Annotated in this window: 17 protein-coding genes; 9 read left to right on the top strand and 8 right to left on the bottom strand. The window is 71.7% G+C overall.

Features of this window, described 5'->3' with window-relative positions:
• Positions 1-68: 68 nt before the first annotated feature.
• On the bottom strand, positions 69-443 hold the full coding sequence (locus ACZ60E_RS41600; RefSeq protein WP_469447394.1) for an SH3 domain-containing protein: 375 nt from the start codon (positions 441-443) through the stop codon (positions 69-71).
• Between the two features lie 167 nt (positions 444-610).
• Here ACZ60E_RS41600 and ACZ60E_RS41595 point away from each other — a divergent pair, with 167 nt between their 5' ends.
• Positions 611-2,956: a serine/threonine-protein kinase gene (locus tag ACZ60E_RS41595; RefSeq protein ID WP_469447392.1), complete on the top strand. Its 2,346-nt coding sequence runs from the start codon at positions 611-613 to the stop codon at positions 2,954-2,956.
• A gap of 112 nt (positions 2,957-3,068) precedes the next feature.
• On the opposite strand, the gene ilvD is transcribed toward ACZ60E_RS41595, so the two are convergent.
• The 4 genes from ilvD to ACZ60E_RS41575 all read right to left on the bottom strand — a co-directional run bounded on the left by ilvD (position 3,069) and on the right by ACZ60E_RS41575 (position 7,956).
• Entirely contained in the window at positions 3,069-4,922 is a 1,854-nt protein-coding gene (gene ilvD / locus ACZ60E_RS41590; protein WP_384801744.1) for a dihydroxy-acid dehydratase, read from the bottom strand.
• A gap of 256 nt (positions 4,923-5,178) precedes the next feature.
• On the bottom strand, positions 5,179-5,793 hold the full coding sequence (locus ACZ60E_RS41585) for a TetR/AcrR family transcriptional regulator (RefSeq protein ID WP_384801741.1): 615 nt from the start codon (positions 5,791-5,793) through the stop codon (positions 5,179-5,181).
• A complete protein-coding gene (locus ACZ60E_RS41580) occupies positions 5,790-6,614 on the bottom strand; it encodes a sugar phosphate isomerase/epimerase family protein (protein WP_384801738.1) in 825 nt (274 codons plus the stop codon). Before ACZ60E_RS41580 ends, ACZ60E_RS41585 begins: the two co-directional genes overlap by 4 nt.
• Before the next feature lie 409 nt (positions 6,615-7,023).
• Positions 7,024-7,956, bottom strand: a complete 933-nt coding sequence (locus tag ACZ60E_RS41575; RefSeq protein ID WP_384801735.1) for a Ppx/GppA family phosphatase — start codon at positions 7,954-7,956, stop codon at positions 7,024-7,026.
• A 71-nt stretch (positions 7,957-8,027) separates the two neighbouring features.
• Between ACZ60E_RS41575 and ACZ60E_RS41570 the strand changes: the two genes are divergently transcribed.
• Positions 8,028-8,900, top strand: a complete 873-nt coding sequence (locus ACZ60E_RS41570) for a DUF3109 family protein (RefSeq protein ID WP_469447389.1) — start codon at positions 8,028-8,030, stop codon at positions 8,898-8,900.
• A 138-nt stretch (positions 8,901-9,038) separates the two neighbouring features.
• Here the strand turns inward: ACZ60E_RS41570 and ACZ60E_RS41565 are convergent, their stop codons facing one another.
• Positions 9,039-10,934: a BACON domain-containing protein gene (locus ACZ60E_RS41565; RefSeq protein WP_469447388.1), complete on the bottom strand. Its 1,896-nt coding sequence runs from the start codon at positions 10,932-10,934 to the stop codon at positions 9,039-9,041.
• Between the two features lie 233 nt (positions 10,935-11,167).
• Between ACZ60E_RS41565 and radA the strand changes: the two genes are divergently transcribed.
• Positions 11,168-12,577, top strand: a complete 1,410-nt coding sequence (gene radA / locus ACZ60E_RS41560) for a DNA repair protein RadA (protein ID WP_384801726.1) — start codon at positions 11,168-11,170, stop codon at positions 12,575-12,577.
• Positions 12,578-12,648: 71 nt separating this feature from the next.
• Complete coding sequence (gene disA, locus ACZ60E_RS41555) at positions 12,649-13,773, top strand: DNA integrity scanning diadenylate cyclase DisA (RefSeq protein ID WP_107022362.1); 1,125 nt, start codon at positions 12,649-12,651, stop codon at positions 13,771-13,773.
• 294 nt (positions 13,774-14,067) lie between these two features.
• On the opposite strand, the gene ACZ60E_RS41550 is transcribed toward disA, so the two are convergent.
• Positions 14,068-14,898 (bottom strand): hypothetical protein, encoded by an 831-nt coding sequence (locus ACZ60E_RS41550; RefSeq protein ID WP_385835617.1) that lies wholly within the window; start codon positions 14,896-14,898, stop codon positions 14,068-14,070.
• A gap of 237 nt (positions 14,899-15,135) precedes the next feature.
• On the opposite strand from ACZ60E_RS41550, the gene ACZ60E_RS41545 reads away from it, so the two are divergent.
• From ACZ60E_RS41545 to cseC, 5 genes are all read left to right on the top strand, one after another.
• The gene (locus tag ACZ60E_RS41545) at positions 15,136-16,080 is read left to right on the top strand and encodes an HhH-GPD family protein (protein ID WP_385835618.1); all 945 of its coding nucleotides are present in this window, start codon (positions 15,136-15,138) and stop codon (positions 16,078-16,080) included.
• 257 nt (positions 16,081-16,337) lie between these two features.
• Entirely contained in the window at positions 16,338-16,895 is a 558-nt protein-coding gene (locus tag ACZ60E_RS41540) for a SigE family RNA polymerase sigma factor (RefSeq protein ID WP_384801717.1), read from the top strand.
• Positions 16,883-17,551, top strand: coding sequence for a hypothetical protein (locus tag ACZ60E_RS41535; RefSeq protein WP_384801715.1), 669 nt, complete (start codon positions 16,883-16,885; stop codon positions 17,549-17,551). Before ACZ60E_RS41540 ends, ACZ60E_RS41535 begins: the two co-directional genes overlap by 13 nt.
• A gap of 116 nt (positions 17,552-17,667) precedes the next feature.
• The gene (gene cseB, locus ACZ60E_RS41530) at positions 17,668-18,399 is read left to right on the top strand and encodes a two-component system response regulator CseB (protein ID WP_384801712.1); all 732 of its coding nucleotides are present in this window, start codon (positions 17,668-17,670) and stop codon (positions 18,397-18,399) included.
• A 159-nt stretch (positions 18,400-18,558) separates the two neighbouring features.
• Positions 18,559-19,857 carry a two-component system sensor histidine kinase CseC gene (gene cseC / locus ACZ60E_RS41525; protein WP_384801797.1) on the top strand — a complete coding sequence of 433 codons (1,299 nt, stop codon included), beginning with the start codon at positions 18,559-18,561 and terminating at the stop codon, positions 19,855-19,857.
• 506 nt (positions 19,858-20,363) lie between these two features.
• Here cseC and ACZ60E_RS41520 read toward each other — a convergent pair.
• Positions 20,364-22,028 (bottom strand): MDR family MFS transporter, encoded by a 1,665-nt coding sequence (locus tag ACZ60E_RS41520; RefSeq protein WP_469447383.1) that lies wholly within the window; start codon positions 22,026-22,028, stop codon positions 20,364-20,366.
• Between the last annotated feature and the right edge of the window lie 30 nt (positions 22,029-22,058).

Below are 22,058 nucleotides of genomic sequence, written 5' to 3'. Positions count from 1 at the left end.
GTCGATTATCGCCTCGGCCGGCCTGTCGGTGGGTCGGCGGGCCGAGGCGGTACTCGGCGGCGAAGGCGTCAGGCGCAGCGCGATGCCACGTACCCGTCGCTCCCCGTGTGCACGTACGCGTCGGAGACGTACTCCCCGACCTCGATGTTGTCCCAGATCTTCGTCGTCCCGTAGGGGCCGCTGATCGTCTCCCCCGGGCGCTGGCAGAAGATCGGGACCCTGGAGCCCGGCGCCAGCGTGCGGATCAGGCGGTACTGGGTGCCGGGGCCGCTGCGGACGTTCAGGGTGTAGCCGGGTGCGATGGAGTAGAGGGTCTGTGCGGCGACCGCCGCCGCTGCCTCGGCGCTGGCCGACGCGCTCGCGGTCACCGCGGCCCCGTCAGCCACTTCGGCCACCTCAGCCGTTTCGACCGCTTCGGTTTCTCTGACCTCTTCAACAGCCATGTGTGTCTCCCCGTTGGATGTGGTGCATGCGTTGTCTCGAATGTGGTGTCTCGAAACGCTGTCTTTGTTTTGTGCACGCGGAGGCTAGCAAGCCGCGTGGGACTCGCACGAACCATCGACTAGGCTCCGTGCGTCGCGCGTGCGTACGCAATTCACGGGGGTGGACGATGCCGCCAAGACGCATCGCCGGATCGGATGCCGAAGCGGAACTTCCCGAGTACGCAGGGCAGTACCGCCTTGAGTCACGTCTCGGCTCCGGTGGCATGGGCGTGGTCCATCTGGCCCGCTCGACGTCGGGGCTGCGGCTCGCGGTGAAGGTCATCAACGTCGAGTTCGCCAGGGACCCCGAGTTCAGGGGGCGTTTCAAGCAGGAGGTGGCGGCCGCACGGCGGGTCAGCGGTGCGTTCACCGCGCCGGTGGTGGACGCCGACCCCGAGGCGGACCGGCCCTGGATGGCCACCCTGTTCATCCCGGGGCCGACGCTCGCGGAGCATGTGAAGCGGAACGGTTCGCTGTCGTCCGCGCAGTTGCGTCAGGTGATGGCAGGTCTCGCCGAGGCGTTGCGCGACATCCACCGTGCCGGTGTGGTGCACCGCGACCTCAAGCCCAGCAACGTCCTGCTCGCCGAGGACGGCCCCAAGGTCATCGACTTCGGTATCTCGCGGCCGTCGGACAGCGAACTGCGCACGGAGACGGGCAAATTGATCGGCACGCCGCCCTTCATGGCCCCCGAGCAGTTCCGCCGCCCGCGCGAGGTGGGACCGGCCGCCGACATCTTCGCGCTCGGGTCCGTGCTGGTGCACGCCGCGACCGGGCGTGGCCCCTTCGACTCCGACAGCCCCTACGTCGTGGCCTACCAGGTCGTGCATGACGAACCCGATCTGACGGACGTACCCGACGACCTGGCTCCGCTGATCGCCCGCTGCCTCGCCAAGGAACCCGGCGAACGGCCCACACCCGACGAGCTGATGGCCGAGCTGCGGCATGTCTCGTCCCTCTACGACACGCAGCTGTTCATACCGGCGCAGCGCGCGGCGGAGACGGCGGAGCCGTCGGCGGGAGCACCGACGGGATCGGCGGGAGCCGTGGCCGACTCGCGCGACCGTACGACTCACGTGCGCGGCAAGCGGCGTACGCCCCCGGGGTCCGACGGCTATGCCGGATCCCACGACTCGGCATCAGGCGCAGGTGCAGGTGCAGAGATAGGCGCAGATGCAGATGTAGTTGCGGGTGCTGGTGCGGGTGCGGGTGCGGGTTCTTCCTCCGTGCGTTCGCGGCGCCGGGGGCTGCTCAGCGTCGCGCTCGGTGGCGTGGCCGTGCTCGCGGTCGGCGGTGCGCTGCTGGCCGGGCTGCCGGGTGACGACGGTTCCGGACGGCGGCCGGGCTCAGGATCGGGTGGCGCACGCGGGTCCGCCGGTGAGATGTTCCGGCCGTGGGTCACGAAGGTGGGCACGGGCGGGGAGGGCATGGCCAAGTGCACGTACGGCGGTGGAGCCCTGCTCTGTGCCGGTCCCGGTGTGCTCGCCGGCGCCCTCGGCCCGCGCGACGGAAAGGTGCGGTGGACGCGCTCGGCGAAGAGCGGGGAGGACGGTTCGGTCTCCGCGCCCGTCCTGTCCGGGGGCCTGGTGCACACGGTCACCGCGGCCGGCGGGCAGCTGGTCGCACTCGACCCGGACACGGGCAGGACCCGCTGGAAGCTGGACACCTCGGTGTACGGGGGCGGTGCGCGGTACGCGGGCGACACCGTTCTGCTGACCTCGGGCGACGGCACGGTCACCGGCATCGACGGGAGGACCGGGAAGCGGCTCTGGCAGGGCCGCCCGGCCGGCGGGGCCCAGCCGGCTTTCGCGTACTTCGGCGGCGAACTCGCGTACGCGACGACGCTGACGTCGGACGGTACGGGCACGCAGGTGATCGCGGTGGACCCGCGGACCGGGGACGTGCGCTGGCGGCACCGCCTCGACGGGCTGCTCACTCCGGTCGGCACCCGGAAGGGCACTCTCTGGCTCACCGCCGAGAACGCGTCCCAGGAGACCCGGAGCATCGTCGGCTACACGCCGGGCGGTGCGTCCGGCCGTGCATCGGGCAGCGCATCCGGCAGTGCGTCGGACGGGGGCAAGGAGCAGCGGATCGCGCTCGACCTCCCGCTGCCGTCCGCCACGGCCGCCCTGCACGGCGACGCGGTCTATTTACTGGCCGTGGGAGGTGCGCTGGTGGCCGTCGACATCGAGGCCGGCAAGCAGCGCTGGCATCGTGAGACCTCGGTCAGCAGGGCCTCGGCGCCGACCGCCGACGACCGGTACGTGTACGTCAGCGCACCCGACGGCCGGCTGCTCGCGGCCGACGTCCGCACCGGCGAGCTCGTGGGCCAGACGCCCACGCGGCTCGGCGAGGACGGCGAACGGGTCGTGGCCGAGGTGCTGCCGCCCATGGTCGTGGGCGACCGGGTCTACGCGAGCGCGCCCGACGGCAGTGTCTTCGGCGTGGACGCCCGCGAGCCCGCCGGCTGGTGAGTCCCAGGGACGAGGGCCCAGCCCGGTGAACGGCGAACCCGCCCGGTCATGAGGACCGGGCGGGTTCGGGTGCGTCCGGAGACGGAGAACCGGAGACGGCGTCGGACAGGCCCTAGCCGAGCAGCGTGACGTCCCGGACGGCGCCCCTGTCCGCGCTGGTCGCCATCGCGGCGTACGCGCGCAGGGCGGCCGAGACCTTGCGCTCGCGGGCGACCGGGGCGTACACGCCCTTGAGTGCCTCGCGGCGCTCGGCCAACTCCTCGTCGGGGACCAGGAGTTCGATGCTGCGGTTCGGGATGTCGATGCGGATGCGGTCGCCGTCGCGGACGAGGGCGATCGTGCCGCCGGACGCCGCCTCGGGCGAGGCGTGGCCGATGGACAGGCCCGAGGTGCCGCCGGAGAAGCGGCCGTCGGTGATCAGGGCGCAGGTCTTGCCGAGGCCGCGGCCCTTCAGGAACGACGTCGGGTAGAGCATCTCCTGCATGCCGGGGCCGCCCTTGGGGCCCTCGTAGCGGATGACCACGACGTCGCCGTGCGTGATCTCCTTCTTGAGGATCTTGTCGACGGCCTCCTCCTGCGACTCGCAGACGACCGCCGGGCCCTCGAAGGTCCAGATCGACTCGTCCACGCCGGCCGTCTTCACGACACAGCCGTCGACGGCGAGGTTGCCCTTGAGGACCGCGAGGCCGCCGTCCTTGGAGTACGCGTGCTCAGCGGAGCGGATGCAGCCGCCCTCCGCGTCCTCGTCGAGGGCCGCCCAGCGCTCGGACTGGGAGAAGGCCGTGGACGAGCGGACGCCGCCGGGCGCCGCGAACCACAGTTCCAGTGCCTCCGGGGAGGGGGAGCCGCCGCGGACGTCCCAGGTCTTGAGCCAGTCCGCGAGGGACGGGCTGTGCACCGAGTGGACGTCCTCGTTCAGGAGGCCGGCGCGGTGGAGTTCGCCGAGCAGGGCGGGGATGCCGCCGGCCCGGTGCACGTCCTCCATGTAGTACGTGCGGTCCTTCGCCACGTTCGGGGCGACCTTGGCGAGGCACGGCACGCGGCGCGAGACCGCGTTGATCTCGTCCAGGCCGAACGGGACGCCCGCCTCCTCGGCGGCGGCCAGCAGGTGCAGGATCGTGTTGGTGGAGCCGCCCATGGCGATGTCGAGGGCCATGGCGTTCTCGAAGGCGGCGATCGTGGCGACGTTGCGGGGCAGGACCGACTCGTCGTCCTGCTCGTAGTAGCGCCGGGTGACGTCCATGACCGTGCGCGCCGCGTCCTCGTACAGGCCTTTGCGGGCCGTGTGCGTGGCGAGGACCGAGCCGTTGCCGGGGAGGGAGAGGCCGATGGCCTCGGTCAGGCAGTTCATGGAGTTGGCCGTGAACATGCCGGAACACGAACCGCAGGTCGGACAGGCGTTCTCCTCGATACGGAGGATGTCCTCGTCCGAGATCTTGTCGTTCACGGCGTCGGAGATCGCGTCGACCAGGTCGAGCGTGCGGACCGAGCCGTCGACCAGCGTGGCGCGGCCGGACTCCATGGGGCCGCCGGAGACGAAGACCGTCGGGATGTTGAGGCGCAGGGCCGCCATCAGCATGCCGGGCGTGATCTTGTCGCAGTTCGAGATGCAGATCAGGGCGTCGGCGCAGTGGGCCTCCACCATGTACTCCACGCTGTCCGCGATCAGGTCGCGGGAGGGGAGGCTGTAGAGCATGCCTCCGTGGCCCATCGCGATGCCGTCGTCGACGGCGATCGTGTTGAACTCGCGCGGGATGCCTCCGGCGGCGGTGATGGCCTCGCTCACGATGCGGCCGACCGGCTGGAGGTGGGTGTGGCCGGGCACGAACTCCGTGAAGGAGTTGGCGACCGCGATGATCGGCTTGCGGCCGATGTCCGCGCCCGGTACACCGGAGGCGCGCATAAGGGCGCGGGCGCCCGCCATGTTGCGTCCGTGGGTGACTGTGCGGGACCTCAGCTCGGGCATGGCCGGTCGCTCCTTCGGAGAGTGTTGACTGCTGTCGAGCGTACGCCCGGTATCCAGGGTTTGGACGTGGTGTCCGGTATGCGGGATTGTTGTCTCGGGTTTTGAGGGTGGGGCGGCATGTGTGCGGGACTCTGAGCGGATGGGGTGCTTGGGGTCGGGTGCCGGATGTCGGGTGCCGGATGTCAGGTGCCGGGTGCCGGCCGGGGGGCTGGGCGCGCGGTTCCCCGCGCCCCTCGGAGCGGGGCTGCGCCCCTGCTCAGGGGGCTGTCAGATGGGACTGGATCACTGGGGCGACGCGGTTGATGATCTGTTCCGGGTCCGCCGAGGCCAGCGGCTCGACCTTGATCACGTAACGCAGCATCGCGATGCCCACGAGCTGCGCGGCGGCCAGTTCCGCGCGCAGTTCGGCGTCCGGGAGGTCCAGCTGGAGGGCGACGCGGCGCAGCAGCTGGGTGGAGATCAGGCGGCGGAAGACACCGGCCGCGGTCTCGTTGTTCACGGCCGATCGGACGATGGCGAGGAGGGCCTTGCGGGTGGCCGGGTTCTCCCAGACGCCGAAGAAGAAGCGGGCCAGCCGTTCGCCCACGCCGTCGAGGGGACCCTCGCCGACCGAGCCGGGCGCGCTCAGCAGGGGGCCGATGGCGACCTCGATGGACGCCTCGAAAACCTGCTCCTTCGTACCGAAGTAGTGATGTACGAGTGCCGAGTCCACGTCCGCCGCCTTCGCGATGGCACGCATGGAGGTCTTCTCGAAGCCCCGTTCCGCGAACTCCTCGCGGGCCGCCGACAGGATGCGGTCGCGGGCCGCGGGGGTGTCCTGCGAGTCCGTACGGGAGGGGCGTCCCCGGCGGCGCGGGGTGGCGGCGGTCATGTACGCGGGACCCGGACCGCCGAGGCCAGGTGGAGGCGGGTGAAGGCGAGGGCTTCCGCGAGATCGGCCTCGCGCTCGGCGCTCGACATGGCGCGGCGGGTGTTGACCTCGATGACGACGTGGCCGTCGTAGCCGGACAGGGCGAGCCGTTCGAGCAGTTCGGCGCAGGGCTGGGTGCCGCGGCCGGGGACCAGGTGCTCGTCCTTGATGGAGCCGCTGCCGTCGGCGAGGTGGACGTGACCGAGGCGGTCGCTCATGCGGTCGATCATCTGGAGCGCGTCCGTGCGGGCCGTCGCGGTGTGGCTCAGATCGATCGTGAAGTGCCGGTAGTCGTCCTTCGTCACGTCCCAGTCGGGTGCGTACGCGAGCATCTCGCGATCGCGGTAGCGCCAGGGGTACATGTTTTCGACGGCGAATCGTACGTCCGTCTCGTTGGCCATCTGCCAGATTCCGGTGACGAAGTCACGGGAGTACTGGCGCTGCCAGCGGAACGGGGGGTGTACGACCACCGTGCTCGCGCCGAGTTTCTCGGCCGCCGCCCGGGCGCGCTGGAGTTTGATCCACGGGTCGGTGGACCAGACGCGCTGGGTGATGAGCAGGCAGGGGGCGTGTACGGCGAGGATCGGCATCCGGTGGTAGTCGCTGAGGCGGCGCAGGGCTTCGATGTCCTGGCTGACCGGGTCGGTCCACACCATGACCTCTACGCCGTCGTAGCCGAGGCGTGCGGCGATCTCGAAGGCCGTCGCTGTCGACTCCGGATAGACGGAGGCCGTGGACAGGGCGACCTTCGCATCCGGGATGCGCACGACTGGTTCTGCCACGGGGACAGGTTACGGGGTGGGTTCGTCGGGTGTGGCGGGGTGGGGTTGTTTGGCCGGGGGCCGACCCCTCACCGGGGGGGGTGGGCAGGTTCGGTGCGTGGGCTTGGGCTTGGTGGGTGGGTGCGGGTCCGGTGGGGGCTTGTCGCGCCGTTCCCCGCGCCCCTTAGGGGGTGGGGGCGGGGCTGTGTGTCGGGTGAGCGTCGTCGGTGGTTGCTCGCGCCGTTCCTCGCGCCCCTTAGGGGGTGGGGGTGAGGTTGTGTGTTGGCTGGCCGTCGTCGGTGGTTGCTCGCGACGTTCCTCGCGCCCCTTGGGGGGTGGGGGCGGGGTTGTGTGTCGGATGGCCGTCGTCGGTGGTTGGTCGCGACGTTCCTCGTGCCCCTTCGGGGCGGCCTTTTGGGGGCTTGGAGGGTTATTGGGGGGTCATCTGGTCCAGGGTTCGGAGGATTACTCCCTCTCGGAGTGCCCAGGGGCAGATATCTACCGTTTCCACTCCGAAGAGGTCCATCGCGCCCTCCGCCACCACCGCGCCGGCGAGGAGCTGGGCGGCGCGGCCCTCGGAGACTCCGGGGAGTTCCGCGCGTTCGGCGGTCGTCATGGAGGCCAGGCGCGGGACCCAGTCCTCCAGGGAACGGCGCTTGAGCTCGCGCTGGACGTACAGGCCGTCGACCGAGCGGGCGGCACCCGCGAGCCGGGCGAGCTGCTTGAAGGTCTTGGAGGTGGCGACCACGTGGTCCGGGGCACCGAACCGGCTGAACTCCCCGACCGTACGGGCGATCTGGGCCCGCACATGACGGCGCAGGGCCCTTATGTCCGCCGGGTCCGCCGGGTCGGTCGGCAGCCAGCCCGCGGTCAGCCGGCCCGCGCCCAGCGGCAGCGAGGCGGCCGCGTCGGGCTCCTCGTCGATGCCGTACGCGATCTCCAGCGAGCCGCCGCCGATGTCCAGCACGAGCAGTTTCCCGGCCGACCAGCCGAACCAGCGGCGGGCGGCGAGGAAGGTGAGCCGGGCCTCCTCCGCGCCGGTGAGGACCTGGAGCTCCACGCCGGTCTCCTCGCGCACCCGGGCCAGCACCTCGTCGGCGTTGCTGGCCTCACGCACCGCGGAGGTCGCGAACGGCAGCAGATCCTCGACGCCCTTGTCCTCGGCGGCCTCCAGCGCCTCCTGGATGACGGCGATCAGTTTGTCGACGCCCACGGAGTCGATCGCGCCGCTGTCGTCCAGAAGTTGGGCGAGCCGTAGCTCCGCCTTGTGCGAATGCGCGGGCAGCGGGCGCGCGCCGGGGTGTGCATCCACCACCAGCAGGTGCACCGTGTTCGAACCCACGTCCAGGACACCGAGTCTCATGTACGGCACGCTACTGCGCCCGGGCCCCTCGGCCGTCCCCAGAGTGGTCGTGAGCGACTTACTCTGGTCTGGTGCCAAAGACGAAAAAGGCGAAGAGCGACAAATCGGCCAAGGATTCCGCCGCAGGGCCCGCGAAGGACGAGCTTCGGGTGAAGCCGTCCAAGCCCGGAAAGCTTCCGAAAGCTCCGAAGGGCGACGAGAAGGGGCTCGACTTCGCACGTGCGTGGGTGGAGTTCCCGGATCCGGCCGACGACGAGCAGATCTTCCGCTGCGATCTGACATGGCTGACCTCTCGCTGGAACTGCATCTTCGGGAGCGGCTGCCAGGGGATCCAGGCGGGCCGCGCGGACGACGGATGCTGCACGCTGGGTGCCCACTTCTCGGACGAGGACGACGAGAAGCGTGTGGCCGGTCACGTGGCGAGGCTCACGCCGGACATCTGGCAGCACCACGACGTGGGGACCGCGACCGGCTGGGTCTCGCAGGACGAGGACGGGGACCGGCAGACGCGCCCGTACGAGGGGTCCTGCATCTTCCAGAACCGCCCCGGTTTCGCCGGCGGGATGGGCTGTTCGCTGCACATCCTGGCCGTCAAGGAGGGCCGCGAGCCCTTGGAGACCAAGCCGGACGTCTGCTGGCAGCTGCCGGTCCGGCGGACGTACGAGTGGATCGACCGGCCCGACGACACGCGGGTGCTGCAGGTCTCGATCGGCGAGTACGACCGCCGCGGGTGGGGTCCTGGCGGGCACGACCTGCACTGGTGGTGCACGTCGGCGACGTCCGCCCACGGCGCGGGCGACCCGGTCTACGTCTCGTACCGCCCGGAACTGATCGAACTGATGGGCAAGTCGGGCTACGACCAGCTGGTGAACCTCTGCGAGGAACGCCTGGCCTCCCAACTCCCCCTCCTGGCCCCCCACCCGGCGGACCCCGGCGCCCGCTAAGGGCGCGGGGAACTGCGCGACCAGCCACGACGGACCCGCACCCAACTCCCGGACCGGCCCCCCGCCCCCCAGGGGCGCGGGGAACTGCGCGACCGGCCACGACGCTCCCGCGGCCGACCTCCGACCCGCGGGAGCGTGTCAACTCCCCGATGGGCTCGGCTCACCACTGCCACCGGGCCCACCGGACGTCGGCTCACCCCCTCCGGAGGAGCCCGGCGGAGGCTCAGGCTCCGGATCCGACGGCCCCGGCCCACTCGGCGTCGGCTCCGGCCCGGGATCGGACGGCCCCGGATCGGACGGCGAGGGCCCGGACGGCGTCGGCTCGGGTCCGGGCCCGGGATCCGAGGGACCGGGACCAGGTCCAGGATCCGACGGCCCGGGCCCACTCGGCGAAGGCGGATCCGGCCGGGGCCCCGGCCCCGTCGGCCCCGCCGTCCCGTACCCGCCGATCGTGACCACCGCCCCCGCCGGCCCGACCGCCACCCGCGCGCTCCACGCCCCATTGGGCTCCCGCAGATGATCGACGTACACCTTGATCGTCAGGGACTCCCCCGGTTCAAGCGTCCCGGACGACTGGCTCAGGTAGAGCCAGGACGCCCCGGCCTGCGCGGACCAGCGGACCGCCGAATCGCCGGTCGCCGTGAGGGTGATGAGTGTCGTGCCACCGTCGGAACGGGCCGCCACGGAGAGCCCGCTCCGCTGCCCCGGGGCGACGCTGACGACCTCCACGGAGACGTCGGACGAGCCGCTGCGCGGGGTGAAGCGGGCGCCGGGCCGCGTCCTGGCGTTGCCCGCGTTCTCGTAGCCGGACGCCTCGCCGCCGAGTTCCTCGGAGCCCTGCGCCTCGTTCGCGGTGACCGGCCGGCCGTCGGAGCCCTCGCCGATGAGGGGCGCCCCCCGGTAGGCCGCCCACAGGGCGAGCACGGGGGCCGCCACGACGGTGGCGACGACCGTGGTCGTGACGGCACGCGCGCGCAGCCGGTCGCGACGGGCCGCGTGGTCCTTGGGGTCCATCGGAAAACCGCGCCGGTCGAAGCGCGGACCGGCGCCCCGCGCGCGCGGGAGGCGCGTCATCGCCTTGTGGAGGGCCGCGCGCGGGGCTTCGAGCACGGGCAGCGCGGCGGGCGTGACGCTGGTGCCCGGCCAGGAGCCGGGGCCCGCGCGCTCGGCGGTCCGGCGGCAGCGCGGGCAGTCGTCGACGTGCCGGACCAGTTCGCGGCGCAGGGCCGCGCTGAGGACGAGGTGGTTGTCGCCGGTGAGCCGGGTCACGCCCGGACAGGTGCCGGTCTCGACGACGGCCAGGGCCGCGCGCGTGCGCTCGACCTCGCAGGCGCCCGCCGCGAGGAGTTCCCGTGCGGCCACCGGGTCGGTGCCGAGGACGGCGGCGACCTCGTGCGCGGCGAGCTGGTGGCGCACGGCGAGTTCGAGCGCCTCGCGCTGCTCGGGCGTCGTACCGGCGGCCTCCGGCCAGGCCAGCAGGGCGAGTTCGCGACGGCGCCGGTCCTTCTCGGCGTCGGCGAGGAGTTCGGCGGTCCGGTCGCCACCCCGCTCTCCGGCGCGCTCGCCGCCTCGCTCGCCATCCCGTTCACCGACGTGGGCGGCGGCCCGTTCAGCGATGTGGGCGGCGGCTCGGGCGTCGTCGGAGCGGGCCTCCGTATGTGAGCCGCCGGCGCCGCCCTCGGACCGGCCCGACGCATGGGCGCCGGCGCCGTGACGCTTCTGCCTGGCCTCGGCGAGCTTGCGCAGACAGGACCAGCGGGCGAGCGCGTACAGCCAGGCCCTGCGGTCGTCGGGCGTCTCGCGGCCTCGATGGCCGCGGCGCTCGGCGAGGGTGAGGACGTCCCCCAGGGCGGCGGTCGCCGTGTCGTGGTCGCAGAGCACGGACAGGCAGTAGGTGAACAGGCCGTCCAGGTAGGGCTCGTAACGGGTCGGCGGGCACTGCGCCACCGTGCGCGCCGCTGCCCGGTCGCGCGCCTCGCGGTGCGCCCGGTGTGCGCCGGTGGTGCGGGTCGAGGTCTCGGGACTGCTGCTCATCACTCGTGCGACCGTAGGTGCCTTGCGGTGGGCCCTTCTCCCTGCTTGAGCACATTTAATCCATACGGGTGAAACGATCCCTCAAATGAGGGCAGCGGTCCGGTATTCCGTGTCGTGTCCCTGCCGCATCCACACGGAAAAGCGGCCGGTTTGCGCAGGCTGTCCCGTTATCGGTACGGCCCACCGAACAGGCCGTCACGGCTCTGTCAGTGGCGGCGGTTACGGTTCGTGTCATGGCTGCCCGTACGAAGACCGCGAAGGACCGGCCGTCCTACCGCTGCACCGAGTGCGGCTGGCAGACGGCCAAGTGGCTCGGCCGCTGCTCCGAGTGCCAGGCCTGGGGGACGGTCGAGGAGTACGGCGCGCCCGCGGTGCGTACGACGGCTCCCGGCCGCGTCACCACGAACGCGCTGCCCATCGGCCAGGTCGACGGCCGCCAGGCGACCGCCCGCTCGACCGGCGTGCCCGAACTGGACCGCGTGCTCGGCGGCGGACTCGTACCGGGCGCGGTGGTGCTCGTGGCGGGCGAGCCGGGCGTCGGCAAGTCCACCCTGCTGCTGGACGTGGCGGCCAAGGCGGCGAGCGACGAGCACCGCACGCTCTACATCACGGGTGAGGAGTCGGCGAGCCAGGTCCGGCTGCGCGCCGACCGCATCAAGGCGATCGACGACAATCTGTTCCTGGCGGCGGAGACCGACCTGTCGGCGGTCCTCGGCCACCTGGACGCGGTGAAGCCGTCCCTGCTCATCGTCGACTCCGTACAGACGGTGGCCTCTCCGGAGATCGACGGCGCCCCCGGGGGCATGTCCCAGGTCCGCGAGGTGGCCGGGGCCCTGATCCGCGCCTCCAAGGAGCGCGGCATGGCCACCCTCCTCGTCGGCCACGTCACCAAGGACGGCGCCATCGCGGGACCACGTCTTCTGGAACACCTGGTGGACGTCGTCCTGAGCTTCGAGGGCGACCGGCACGCGCGCCTGCGTCTCGTACGAGGCGTCAAGAACCGGTACGGGACCACGGACGAGGTCGGCTGCTTCGAACTGCACGACGAGGGGATCACCGGGCTCACCGACCCCTCCGGTCTCTTCCTCACCCGTCGGGCCGAACCCGTCCCCGGCACCTGCCTGACCGTCACCCTCGAAGGCCGCCGCCCGCTGGTGGCCGAGGTGCAGGCGCTCACCGTCGACACCCAGATCCCCACTCCGCGGCGTACGACATCCGGTCTGGAGACCTCCCGCGTCCAGATGATGCTCGCCGTCCTGGAGCAGCGCGGCCGGATCAGCGCCCTCGGGAAGCGGGACATCTACACCGCGACGGTCGGTGGCGTGAAACTGTCCGAGCCCGCAGCGGACCTCGCGATCGCGCTCGCGCTGGCCAGCGCGGCGAGCGACACCCCGCTCCCGCAGAACCTCGTCGCGATCGGCGAAGTGGGGCTCGCGGGCGAGGTCAGACGGGTCACGGGGGTCCAGCGCAGACTCGCCGAAGCACACCGTCTGGGCTTCACCCACGCCCTTGTTCCGAGCGACCCGGGCAAGATCCCTGCCGGTATGAAGGTCCTGGAAGTCGCCGACATGGGGGACGCGCTCCGGGTCCTCCCGAGGTCGCGTCGGCGAGACGCCCCACGGGACGAGGAAGAGCGCCGGTAGACTTTGCCCAGGTCTCGCCCGTCCGTACGAACCGAGGGCGCCCTCAAAAAGCCTGCGACCGGAGGAGTGCAGTGGCAGCCAACGACCGGGCAGCAGTTCCCGGCAAGTCCGGCGGGAGTTCCGGCACCGATGGCCTGATGCGCACGGCTCTCAGCGCTGTGGCACCCGGCACCGGGCTGCGCGACGGCCTGGAGCGCATCCTCCGCGGCAACACCGGCGGGCTCATCGTGCTCGGCTGGGACAAGACCGTCGAGGCGATGTGCAGCGGCGGATTCGTGCTGGACGTCGAGTTCACCGCGACGCGGCTGCGCGAGCTGTGCAAGCTCGACGGCGGCATCGTGCTGGACAAGGACATCACCAAAATCCTGCGGGCCGGCGTGCAGCTGGTCCCCGACCCGACCATTCCCACCGAGGAGACGGGCACGCGGCACCGCACCGCGGACCGGGTGAGCAAGCAGGTCGGCTTCCCCGTCGTCTCCGTCTCCCAGTCCATGCGCCTGATCGCGCTGTACGTGGACGGGCAGCGGCGGGTCCTGGAGGACTCGGCCGCGATCCTGTCCCGCGCGAACCAGGCGCTGGCCACGCTGGAGCGGTACAAGCTGCGGCTCGACGAGGTCGCGGGCACGCTGTCCGCGCTGGAGATCGAGGACCTGGTCACCGTCCGGGACGTGTCGGCGGTGGCCCAGCGCCTGGAGATGGTGCGCCGGATCGCCACGGAGATCGCCGAGTACGTGGTGGAGCTGGGCACGGACGGGCGGCTGCTCTCCCTCCAGCTGGACGAACTGATCGCCGGGGTCGAACCCGAGCGGGAGCTCGTCGTACGGGACTATGTGCCCGAGCCGACGGCCAAGCGGTCCCGCACCGTGGACGAGGCGCTGTTCGAACTGAACGCGCTGAGCCATGCCGAGCTGCTCGAAATGCCCACCGTGGCGCGGGCGTTGGGGTACACCGGGTCGCCCGAGGCGCTCGACTCCGCGGTGTCGCCCCGCGGGTTCCGGCTGCTGGCGAAGGTGCCGCGGCTGCCCGGCGCGATCATCGACCGGCTGGTCGAGCACTTCGGCGGGCTGCAGAAGCTTCTCGCCGCGAGCGTGGACGATCTGCAGACCGTGGACGGGGTCGGGGAGGCGCGGGCGCGGAGCGTGCGGGAGGGGCTTTCGCGGTTGGCTGAGTCTTCGATCCTCGAACGCTACGTGTAGCCGTCCGGCGGTTTGGCGTAGCCCCCTGGCTGGGCTCGGCTTTCGGGTGCGGCTCGATGGGGGCGTGTCGCGCAGTTCCCCGCGCCCCTGAAAGGCGGGGGCCGGGGTCGGATTTTGGGTGCCGGTTGCGCCGTTCCTCGCGTCCCTGGAGGCGCAAGGCATGGGGGGTGGCGAACTGCGTTGCCGCGCGCCCCGCTGTTTTAGGGGCGCGGGGAACTGCGCGGCACGCCCCCACCGGGCCCGCACTCGAATGTCGAGCCCAGCCGATCCGAGCCGCAGCCGCAGGCGTCCGCGCTAGTCCTTCTTGAGGACGAAAGACGTCTGCGACTTCGGCAGGCCCGCCGGCTTCGCTTCGACCAGGTACGTGCCCGGCGCAGCCGAAAGCGCCGGCGGCGTCGCACACTGCGGCGCACTCGCCTTGCGGTTCCATTCGACCGTGCGGATGACCTGATCGTTCGCCGGGATGCGGAACAGAACACTCGCCGCACCCGTCGGGCAGTCCGCCGAGGACCAGATCTGGTCGTCACCCTTCGCCTGAGTGATCGTCAGCACCGCGCTCTTCGGACCGAGATCGAGCTTGCAGTCGCTGCCCGAGGAATTCTTCGCGATCAGTTCGAAGGTGGGCTTCTCGTCGGGCGTGTACGAGTTGTGGACGCTGCGCAGCGTCAACTTCACCGAACCGGGCGTGCAGTTGGGGATGCTCGACCCGGCCGGAACCGTGTCGCCCGAGCCACCGCCACCCTCACCGTCGTCCGCGCCGCCACCCCCGGAGCCGGAGCCGGAACCCGAACCGGCCCCGCCCGCGCCGGAATCGCCCGACCCGCCGGAGCCCCCGGACCCACCGGAGCCGCCCGAACCCTCGGAACCGCCGTCGCTCGACTCGTCGCGCCCGCCCGGCGCTTGGCTGATCGCGGACTCCGAGTCCGAGGGGCCGGGAGTGATCGACGCGGTGGGGTTCTTGCCGTTGGACCCGTCGGCGTCGTTCTTGCCGCCGCCTCCCCCGTCGGAGGTCACCACCCAGGTGACCAACAGGGCCATCACGGCGAACATGGACGCCAGAATGGCCCTCCGTCGCCAGTAGATGGAGGAGGGAAGCGGCCCGACCGGATTGCGCAGTGATCCCACGGCGCAAACTGTACGAGAGATCGGGGAGTTCACTGGCCTCACCCGCCGTCAACGGCCCCAACTTTTTCCGATCATCAGCCCGGGGGCGGCTTCGAGGCCACTCCGGGGCTGCCCCCGGGGGCAGCTTTCAGGGGCGCGGGGAACGGCGCGACAAGCCCCCACCGACCCGCACCCAACACACGACGCACCCCCGACCAAGCCTCCCCGCACACCCCCGCATGGAAGAATCGCCGTGCCATGACTGCGCCCACGAAACCCACGCCCCCCGCCCAGGCCGACAGCCGCGGGCCCGTCGGCGACGAAACCGCCGGCGACGACCTCCACGCCCCCGTCATCGACTGGTTCGAGGAGCACGCACGCGACCTCCCCTGGCGGCGGCCCGACGCGGGTCCGTGGGGAGTGATGGTCAGCGAGTTCATGCTGCAGCAGACACCGGTGAGCCGCGTGCTCCCGGTGTACGAGCAGTGGATGGCCCGCTGGCCGCGCCCCGCCGATCTCGCCGAGGACGCGCCGGGCGAGGCCGTCCGCGCCTGGGGCCGCCTCGGCTACCCCCGCCGCGCCCTGCGCCTGCACGGCGCCGCGGTCGCCATAACGGAGCGGCACGACGGCGACGTACCCACGGAGCACGCGCAGCTGCTCGCGCTGCCCGGCATCGGCGAGTACACGGCGGCGGCGGTGGCCTCGTTCGCGTACGGGCAGCGGCACGCCGTCCTCGACACGAACGTGCGGCGGGTGTTCGCGCGGGCCGTCACCGGGGTCCAGTACCCGCCGAACGCGACGACCGCCGCCGAGCGCAAGCTCGCCCGCACTCTGCTGCCCGACGACGAGCGCACGGCCGCGCTCTGGGCCGCCGCGTCCATGGAGCTCGGCGCGCTCGTCTGCACGGCGAAGAACGAGACGTGCGTACGCTGCCCGATCGCCGCCCTGTGCGCCTGGCGGCTGGCCGGGAAGCCCGCGCACGACGGACCGCCGCGGCGCGGCCAGACCTACGCGGGTACGGACCGGCAGGTGCGCGGCCGGCTGCTCGCCGTACTGCGCGAGGCGGTCACCCCCGTACCCCAGTCGGCCCTCGACCGTGTCTGGGAGGAGCCGGTGCAGCGGGCCCGCGCCCTGGACGGCCTGGTCTCCGACGGACTGGTCGAACCCCTCGCCGGCGGTCTGTACCGGCTCCCGCAGAGCTGACCCACAGGCTTCACCGAGCTCGGTGACAGAGCCGCGGCGGGCAAAACGCCTCGTACCCGCCCCAGTCGGCATCCCGTCTTACCCAGGCCCTACTTCCGTTACACAACCTATGGACAGCCGAGCGCTCGTCGCATGCTCGCTCGGACAACCCCGTGACAACAGCTCCGTAACTTCAGTGCCGTACCGCGGACCAGCGGTACGGCAGGCAACGGACACCCGGCAGCAACCAGGTCGGAACGGGGACGGAGGCGGTTGAAATGGCGCACGGCGAGGTGCTCGAATTCGAAGAGTACGTACGCACCCGGCAGGACGCGCTGCTGCGCAGCGCACGCCGCCTGGTCCCCGACCCCGTCGACGCCCAGGACCTCCTGCAGACCGCGCTGGTGCGGACCTACGGACGCTGGGACGGCATCGCGGACAAGCGCCTCGCCGACGCCTATCTGCGCCGCGTCATGATCAACACGCGTACGGAGTGGTGGCGGGCCCGCAAGCTGGAGGAGGTCCCCACCGAGCAGCTGCCGGACGCGAGCGTGGACGACTCCACCGAGCAGCACGCGGACCGCGCGCTCCTGATGGACATCATGAAGGTGCTCGCTCCCAAGCAGCGCAGCGTCGTCGTGCTGCGACACTGGGAGCAGATGTCCACGGAGGAGACGGCCGCCGCCCTCGGCATGTCGGCCGGCACGGTCAAGAGCACCCTGCACCGGGCGCTGGCCCGGCTCCGCGAGGAGCTGGAGCGCCGGGCGTCCGACGAGAACAACGAGCTCGGCGTACGCGTGCCGGAGCGTGAGGAGCGGGAGCGTTGCGCGGCCTAGACCCTGAGGCTCCGCGGGCCCGTGAGGTCCGGAAGGCGGTGATCACGGCAGCGGCCGTGCTCGCCGCCCTCGGCCTTTCCGTGTCCGCCTGCGGTACGGGCGGCACCGGCGCCCGGGACGAGGGCCCGGCCCTCTCCGACTCGGCCGCCGGAAGCGCCCGGGACGCGGCCCCCTCCGCCTCGCTCCCGGCCCCGGCCCCGGCCACTCCCGACCGGGTGGACGCGGTCCGTATGGTCAGGGCCGACCCCGGGGTCAGTACGGCCGTCAAGCGCGATCTGAAGCCGTGCGTCGGCGACGAGTACCCGGTCGACGTGTCGTACGGCAACCTCACCGGCGGTTCCGCAGCGGACGTCGTGATCAACGTGATGACCTGCGGGGACGCGGTCGGCGTCGGCTCGTACGTGTACCGCGAGGACGGCGACGGGTACAAGAACGTCTTCCGCGCCGAGGAGCCCCCGGTGTACGCGGAGATCGACCGCGGCGACCTGGTGATCACCCAGCAGGTGTACGAGAAGGACGACTCGGTGACGTATCCGTCCGGCGAGGAAGTGATCACGTACCACTGGACGGCGACCCGGTTCACCGAGCGGGCCAGGACGCACAACGACTACAGCAAGGTGGTGGGCGGCGAGTCCGCGGCCCCCACCGATCAGTAGCCCCGCACCGAGCAATCGCACGACCACGCAACCGTGCCACCGCACAACCGCACAACCGCACAACCGCACAAGCAAGTCGCAATGGACCGACAGACCGAGAAGACGAGAGCACCCGGATGGCAGAGCAGACCCATGTCCTGTTCGTGGAGGACGACGACGTCATCCGCGAGGCCACCCAACTCGCGCTGGAACGCGACGGCTTCGTGGTCACCGCCATGCCCGACGGGCTGTCGGGACTTGAGGCGTTCCGGGCCGACCGGCCCGACATCGCGCTCCTCGACGTGATGGTGCCGGGCCTCGACGGGGTGTCGCTGTGCCGCCGGATCCGCGACGAGTCGACCGTCCCCGTGATCATGCTGTCGGCCCGCGCCGACTCCATCGACGTCGTCCTCGGCCTGGAGGCGGGCGCCGACGACTACGTGACCAAGCCCTTCGACGGGGCCGTGCTGGTCGCGCGCATCCGGGCCGTGCTGCGGCGCTTCGGACACGCGAGCGGGCCGCGCACCGCCGACGGCGGCGACGGTGCGTCGGCCGAGCACGGCGGCGGTGTGCTGACCTTCGGCGCGGGCTCCGGTTCCGGCGAGCTGGAGATCGACACGGAGGGCATGGAGGTACGCAGGGGCGGCGCCCCGGTGTCGCTGACGCCCACCGAGATGCGGCTGCTCCTGGAGTTCTCGTCGTCACCCGGTACGGTCCTGTCGCGCGACAAGCTGCTGGAGCGGGTGTGGGACTACGGCTGGGGCGGGGACACCCGCGTCGTCGACGTCCATGTGCAGCGGCTGCGTACGAAGATCGGCCAGGACCGGATCGAGACGGTCCGCGGCTTCGGCTACAAGTTGAAGGCCTGAGCGGAGCGGACGATGCGGGGGACGAGCGACAACCCGGCCGGCGTGCAGGGCGAGTTCGGCGAGGACGGGTACGGGCACGGGCATGATGGGCGGGGCGTGGACGCGGAAGGGCACAGGCGGGCCGGTGCGGCCGGGCGGCGCGAGAGACTCGGGCGCCTGATGCCGCGTACGGGGATCCGCTGGAAGCTGAGCGCCGCCATCGCGGCGGTCGGAGCACTGGTCGCCGTCGCGCTGAGCCTGGTCGTGCACAACGCCGCCCGGGTCTCCATGCTCGACAACGCGCGCGACCTCGCCGACGAACGCGTCCAGATCGCGCAGCGGAACTACGAGGCCTCCGGGCGGCCGAACTTCCCCGGCGTCCGGATCGACGACCCCGCCCTGCCGAAGGACCTGCTGGCGAAGGCGACGGCCGGGCGGCGGGCGACCTATGTGACGGAGCACTCCGACGGCGTGCCCGACATCTGGGCGGCCGTACCGCTCAAGGACGGCCGCATCCTGTCGCTGCACACGAACTTCACCGACCGCAGCACGACCGTCCTGAAGGACCTCGACGAGGCCCTGCTCATCGGTTCGATCGCGGTCGTCTTCGGCGGCTGCGCGCTCGGCGTCCTCATCGGCGGCCAGCTCTCACGGCGGCTGCGCAAGGCGGCCACGGCGGCCCGGCGGGTCGCGCAGGGCGAACCGGACGTGCGCGTACGGGACTCCATCGGCGGGGTCGTGCGCGACGAGACCGACGACCTCGCGCGGGCCGTGGACGCGATGGCGGACGCGTTGCAGCAGCGCATCGAGGCGGAGCGGCGGGTGACCGCGGACATCGCGCACGAGCTGCGCACCCCGGTGACCGGGCTGCTCACCGCGGCGGAACTCCTGCCGCCGGGACGCCCCACCGAGCTCGTACGGGACCGGGCGCAGGCCATGCGGCAACTGGTCGAGGACGTGCTGGAGGTGGCCCGGCTGGACAGCGCGTCCGAGCGGGCCGAGTTGCAGGACATCCTGCTGGGCGAGTTCGTGACCCGGCGGGTGATCGCGCGGGACCCGGAGATCGTCGTCCGCGTGGTCCACGAGTCGGCGGTGACGACCGACCCGCGCCGCCTGGAACGGGTCCTCATCAACCTGCTGGTCAACGCCGCCAAACACGGCAAGCCGCCCATCGAGGTCACCGTCGAGGGCCGGGTCATCCGGGTCCGCGACCACGGGCCCGGCTTCCCCGACGCGCTCCTGGCCGACGGCCCCAGCCGCTTCCGCACCGGCAGCAGTGACCGGGCGGGGCACGGGCACGGGCTTGGGCTCACGATCGCGGCCGGGCAGGCGCGGGTGCTGGGGGCGCGGCTCACGTTTCGCAACGTGCGGGCGGTGGGGGCGCCTGAGGGGGTGCCGGCGGAGGGGGCGGTGGCGGTGCTCTGGCTCCCGGAACACGCCCCGACGAACACGGGCAGTTACCCCATGCTGCCGGAGTGACCTGCCCGGGGGCTGCCGCCGCCCGTCCCCCTCTTTGTCCTCACACGCCGGACGGGCTGAGAGACGGGGCCGGGTTTCGTCTGCGGCCCGGTGGGGGCCGATCGCGCAGTTCCCCGCGCCCCTTGCGCTGACGCGCTTGTCCTCAAACGCCGGACGGGCTCAGGGTGTCGGCCTTCGGCTGCGGGCCGGTGGGGGCTGGCCGCGCAGTTCCCCGCGCCCCTGAAAATGGGGCTGCGCCCCGATTTTCAGGCCCGCCGCGTGTCTTGGCATCCAGCCTCTGCCCATCCGGCCTTCCCCGCCCATCCAGTCCATCCGGCACCCACCACCCAGCCCCTCCGGCACCCACCCCCCAGCCCCTCCGGCGTTTGAGGAGTGGGGGTTCGGGGGCGGAGCCCCTGAGTACGTGACGGGAACGGGTAGGGGCGGCGGGGGCGAAGGAAAAAGCCCCCAGCCCCGGACACCGTCCGGAACCAGGGGCCGTCAGGCCGGCGTCGAGTCCCCCGGACTCAGACCGTCTCCACAGACTTCTCCCCGCCGGAGGCACCCCCGCCGGCCCCCCGAAGCGGAACCTCCTTCACGAACACGGCCCCCACCAGCGCGACCACCGCAATGACCGCCCCGAGCAGGAACGCGGAATGCGTCCCGGACGCGACAGCGTGCTGGTACGCCTCCCGCGCGGCCACCGGCAGCTTCGCCAGGCTCGCCGCGTCCAGCTGCGCGGACTGCTCGGTCACCTTGGACCCGAGCGCCCCGGCCCGCTCGGCCATCACGTCCTGGACGCGGTGGTTGAAGAGCGCGCCCATGATGGCGACGCCGAAGGACGAGCCGAGCGTGCGGAACAGCGTGGTGCTGGACGACGCGACGCCCATGTCCTTCATCTCGACGCTGTTCTGCGACACGAGCATGGTGATCTGCATCAGACAGCCCATGCCCGCACCGACCACGGCCATGTACACACCGGACGTCAGCCGCGACGTGTCGGTGTCCATGAGCGACAGCAGGTAGAGGCCGACCACCATCAGCGCACTGCCGACGATCGGGAAGGCCTTGTACCGCCCGGTGCTGGTGGTCACCCGTCCGGCGACCATCGAGGTCACGAGCATCGCGCCGAGCATGGGCAGGAGCAGCAGTCCGGAGTTGGTCGCGGACGCGCCCTGCACCGACTGCTGGTACAGCGGCAGGAACAGCACGGCGCCGAACATCACGAACCCGGCGACGAACCCGACGACGGACATCAGCGTGAAGTTGCGGCTGCGGAAGATGTGCAGCGGCATGATCGGCGCGGCGGCCTTGGTCTGCACGAAGAGGAAGCCGATGAGCGCGGCGACCCCGATGCCGATCAGTTCCATGATCCGCGCGGAGCCCCAGGCGTACTCGGTGCCGCCCCAGGTGGTGACGAGCACGATCGAGGTGATGCCCACGGTGAGCAGCGCGGCGCCCAGGTAGTCGATCCGCGCGTCCACCCGCTTCTTGGGCAGATGCAGTACGGCGCTGATGGCGATCAGGGCTATGACGCCGAGCGGCAGGTTGATGTAGAAGGACCAGCGCCAGCCCCAGTTGTCGGTGATGGTGCCGCCGATCAGCGGGCCGCCGATCATGGCGAGGGCCATCACTCCGGCCATCATGCCCTGGTACTTGCCTCGCTCACGCGGCGGAATCAGGTCGCCGATGATCGCCATGACGCCGACCATCAGACCGCCCGCGCCGAGTCCCTGGACCGCGCGGAACCCGATGAGCTGGCCCATGTCCTGGGCCATTCCGCTGAGCGCCGATCCGATCAGGAAGAGCACGATGGACGTCATGAAGACGCCCTTGCGCCCGTACATGTCGCCGAGCTTGCCCCAGATGGGGGTGGAGGCGGCGGTCGCGAGCGTGTAGGCGGTGACGACCCAGGAGAGGTGCTCCAGGCCGCCGAGCTCGCCCACGATGGTCGGCATCGCGGTGCCGATGATCATGTTGTCGAGCATCGCGAGCATCATCGCGATCATCAGCGCCATCAGGACGACGCGTACGCTCCTGGGCTGCTTGCCCTCGTCCGCGCCGCTCACGGCGCCCACGGCGTCCGCCGTCGCTGCCGACGCCTGGGACGCCGCCGCGGACTTCGCCGGCGCGTCCCCCTGTTCGGCCGGCTTCGCCGACCCGGCCGACTTGGCGGGCTTCGCCGCCTTCATCGGTTTGATCGGCCTACGCGGCCTGCGCGG

The organism is Streptomyces sp. NPDC102514 (assembly GCF_055584525.1).
The sequence above is the reverse complement of the archived record's forward strand: the minus strand, read 5'-3'. Positions and strand labels throughout refer to the sequence as shown.

Coding starts and splice junctions, on each gene's coding strand:
- ACZ60E_RS41600 (WP_469447394.1), bottom strand. CDS start 443: ATGGCTGTTGAAGAGGTCAGAGAAACCGAAGCGGTCGAAACGGCTGAG.
- ACZ60E_RS41595 (WP_469447392.1), top strand. CDS start 611: ATGCCGCCAAGACGCATCGCCGGATCGGATGCCGAAGCGGAACTTCCC.
- ilvD (WP_384801744.1), bottom strand. CDS start 4,922: ATGCCCGAGCTGAGGTCCCGCACAGTCACCCACGGACGCAACATGGCG.
- ACZ60E_RS41585 (WP_384801741.1), bottom strand. CDS start 5,793: ATGACCGCCGCCACCCCGCGCCGCCGGGGACGCCCCTCCCGTACGGAC.
- ACZ60E_RS41575 (WP_384801735.1), bottom strand. CDS start 7,956: ATGAGACTCGGTGTCCTGGACGTGGGTTCGAACACGGTGCACCTGCTG.
- ACZ60E_RS41565 (WP_469447388.1), bottom strand. CDS start 10,934: ATGAGCAGCAGTCCCGAGACCTCGACCCGCACCACCGGCGCACACCGG.
- radA (WP_384801726.1), top strand. CDS start 11,168: ATGGCTGCCCGTACGAAGACCGCGAAGGACCGGCCGTCCTACCGCTGC.
- ACZ60E_RS41545 (WP_385835618.1), top strand. CDS start 15,136: ATGACTGCGCCCACGAAACCCACGCCCCCCGCCCAGGCCGACAGCCGC.
- ACZ60E_RS41540 (WP_384801717.1), top strand. CDS start 16,338: ATGGCGCACGGCGAGGTGCTCGAATTCGAAGAGTACGTACGCACCCGG.
- cseB (WP_384801712.1), top strand. CDS start 17,668: ATGGCAGAGCAGACCCATGTCCTGTTCGTGGAGGACGACGACGTCATC.
- cseC (WP_384801797.1), top strand. CDS start 18,559: ATGCCGCGTACGGGGATCCGCTGGAAGCTGAGCGCCGCCATCGCGGCG.
- ACZ60E_RS41520 (WP_469447383.1), bottom strand. CDS start 22,028: ATGAAGGCGGCGAAGCCCGCCAAGTCGGCCGGGTCGGCGAAGCCGGCC.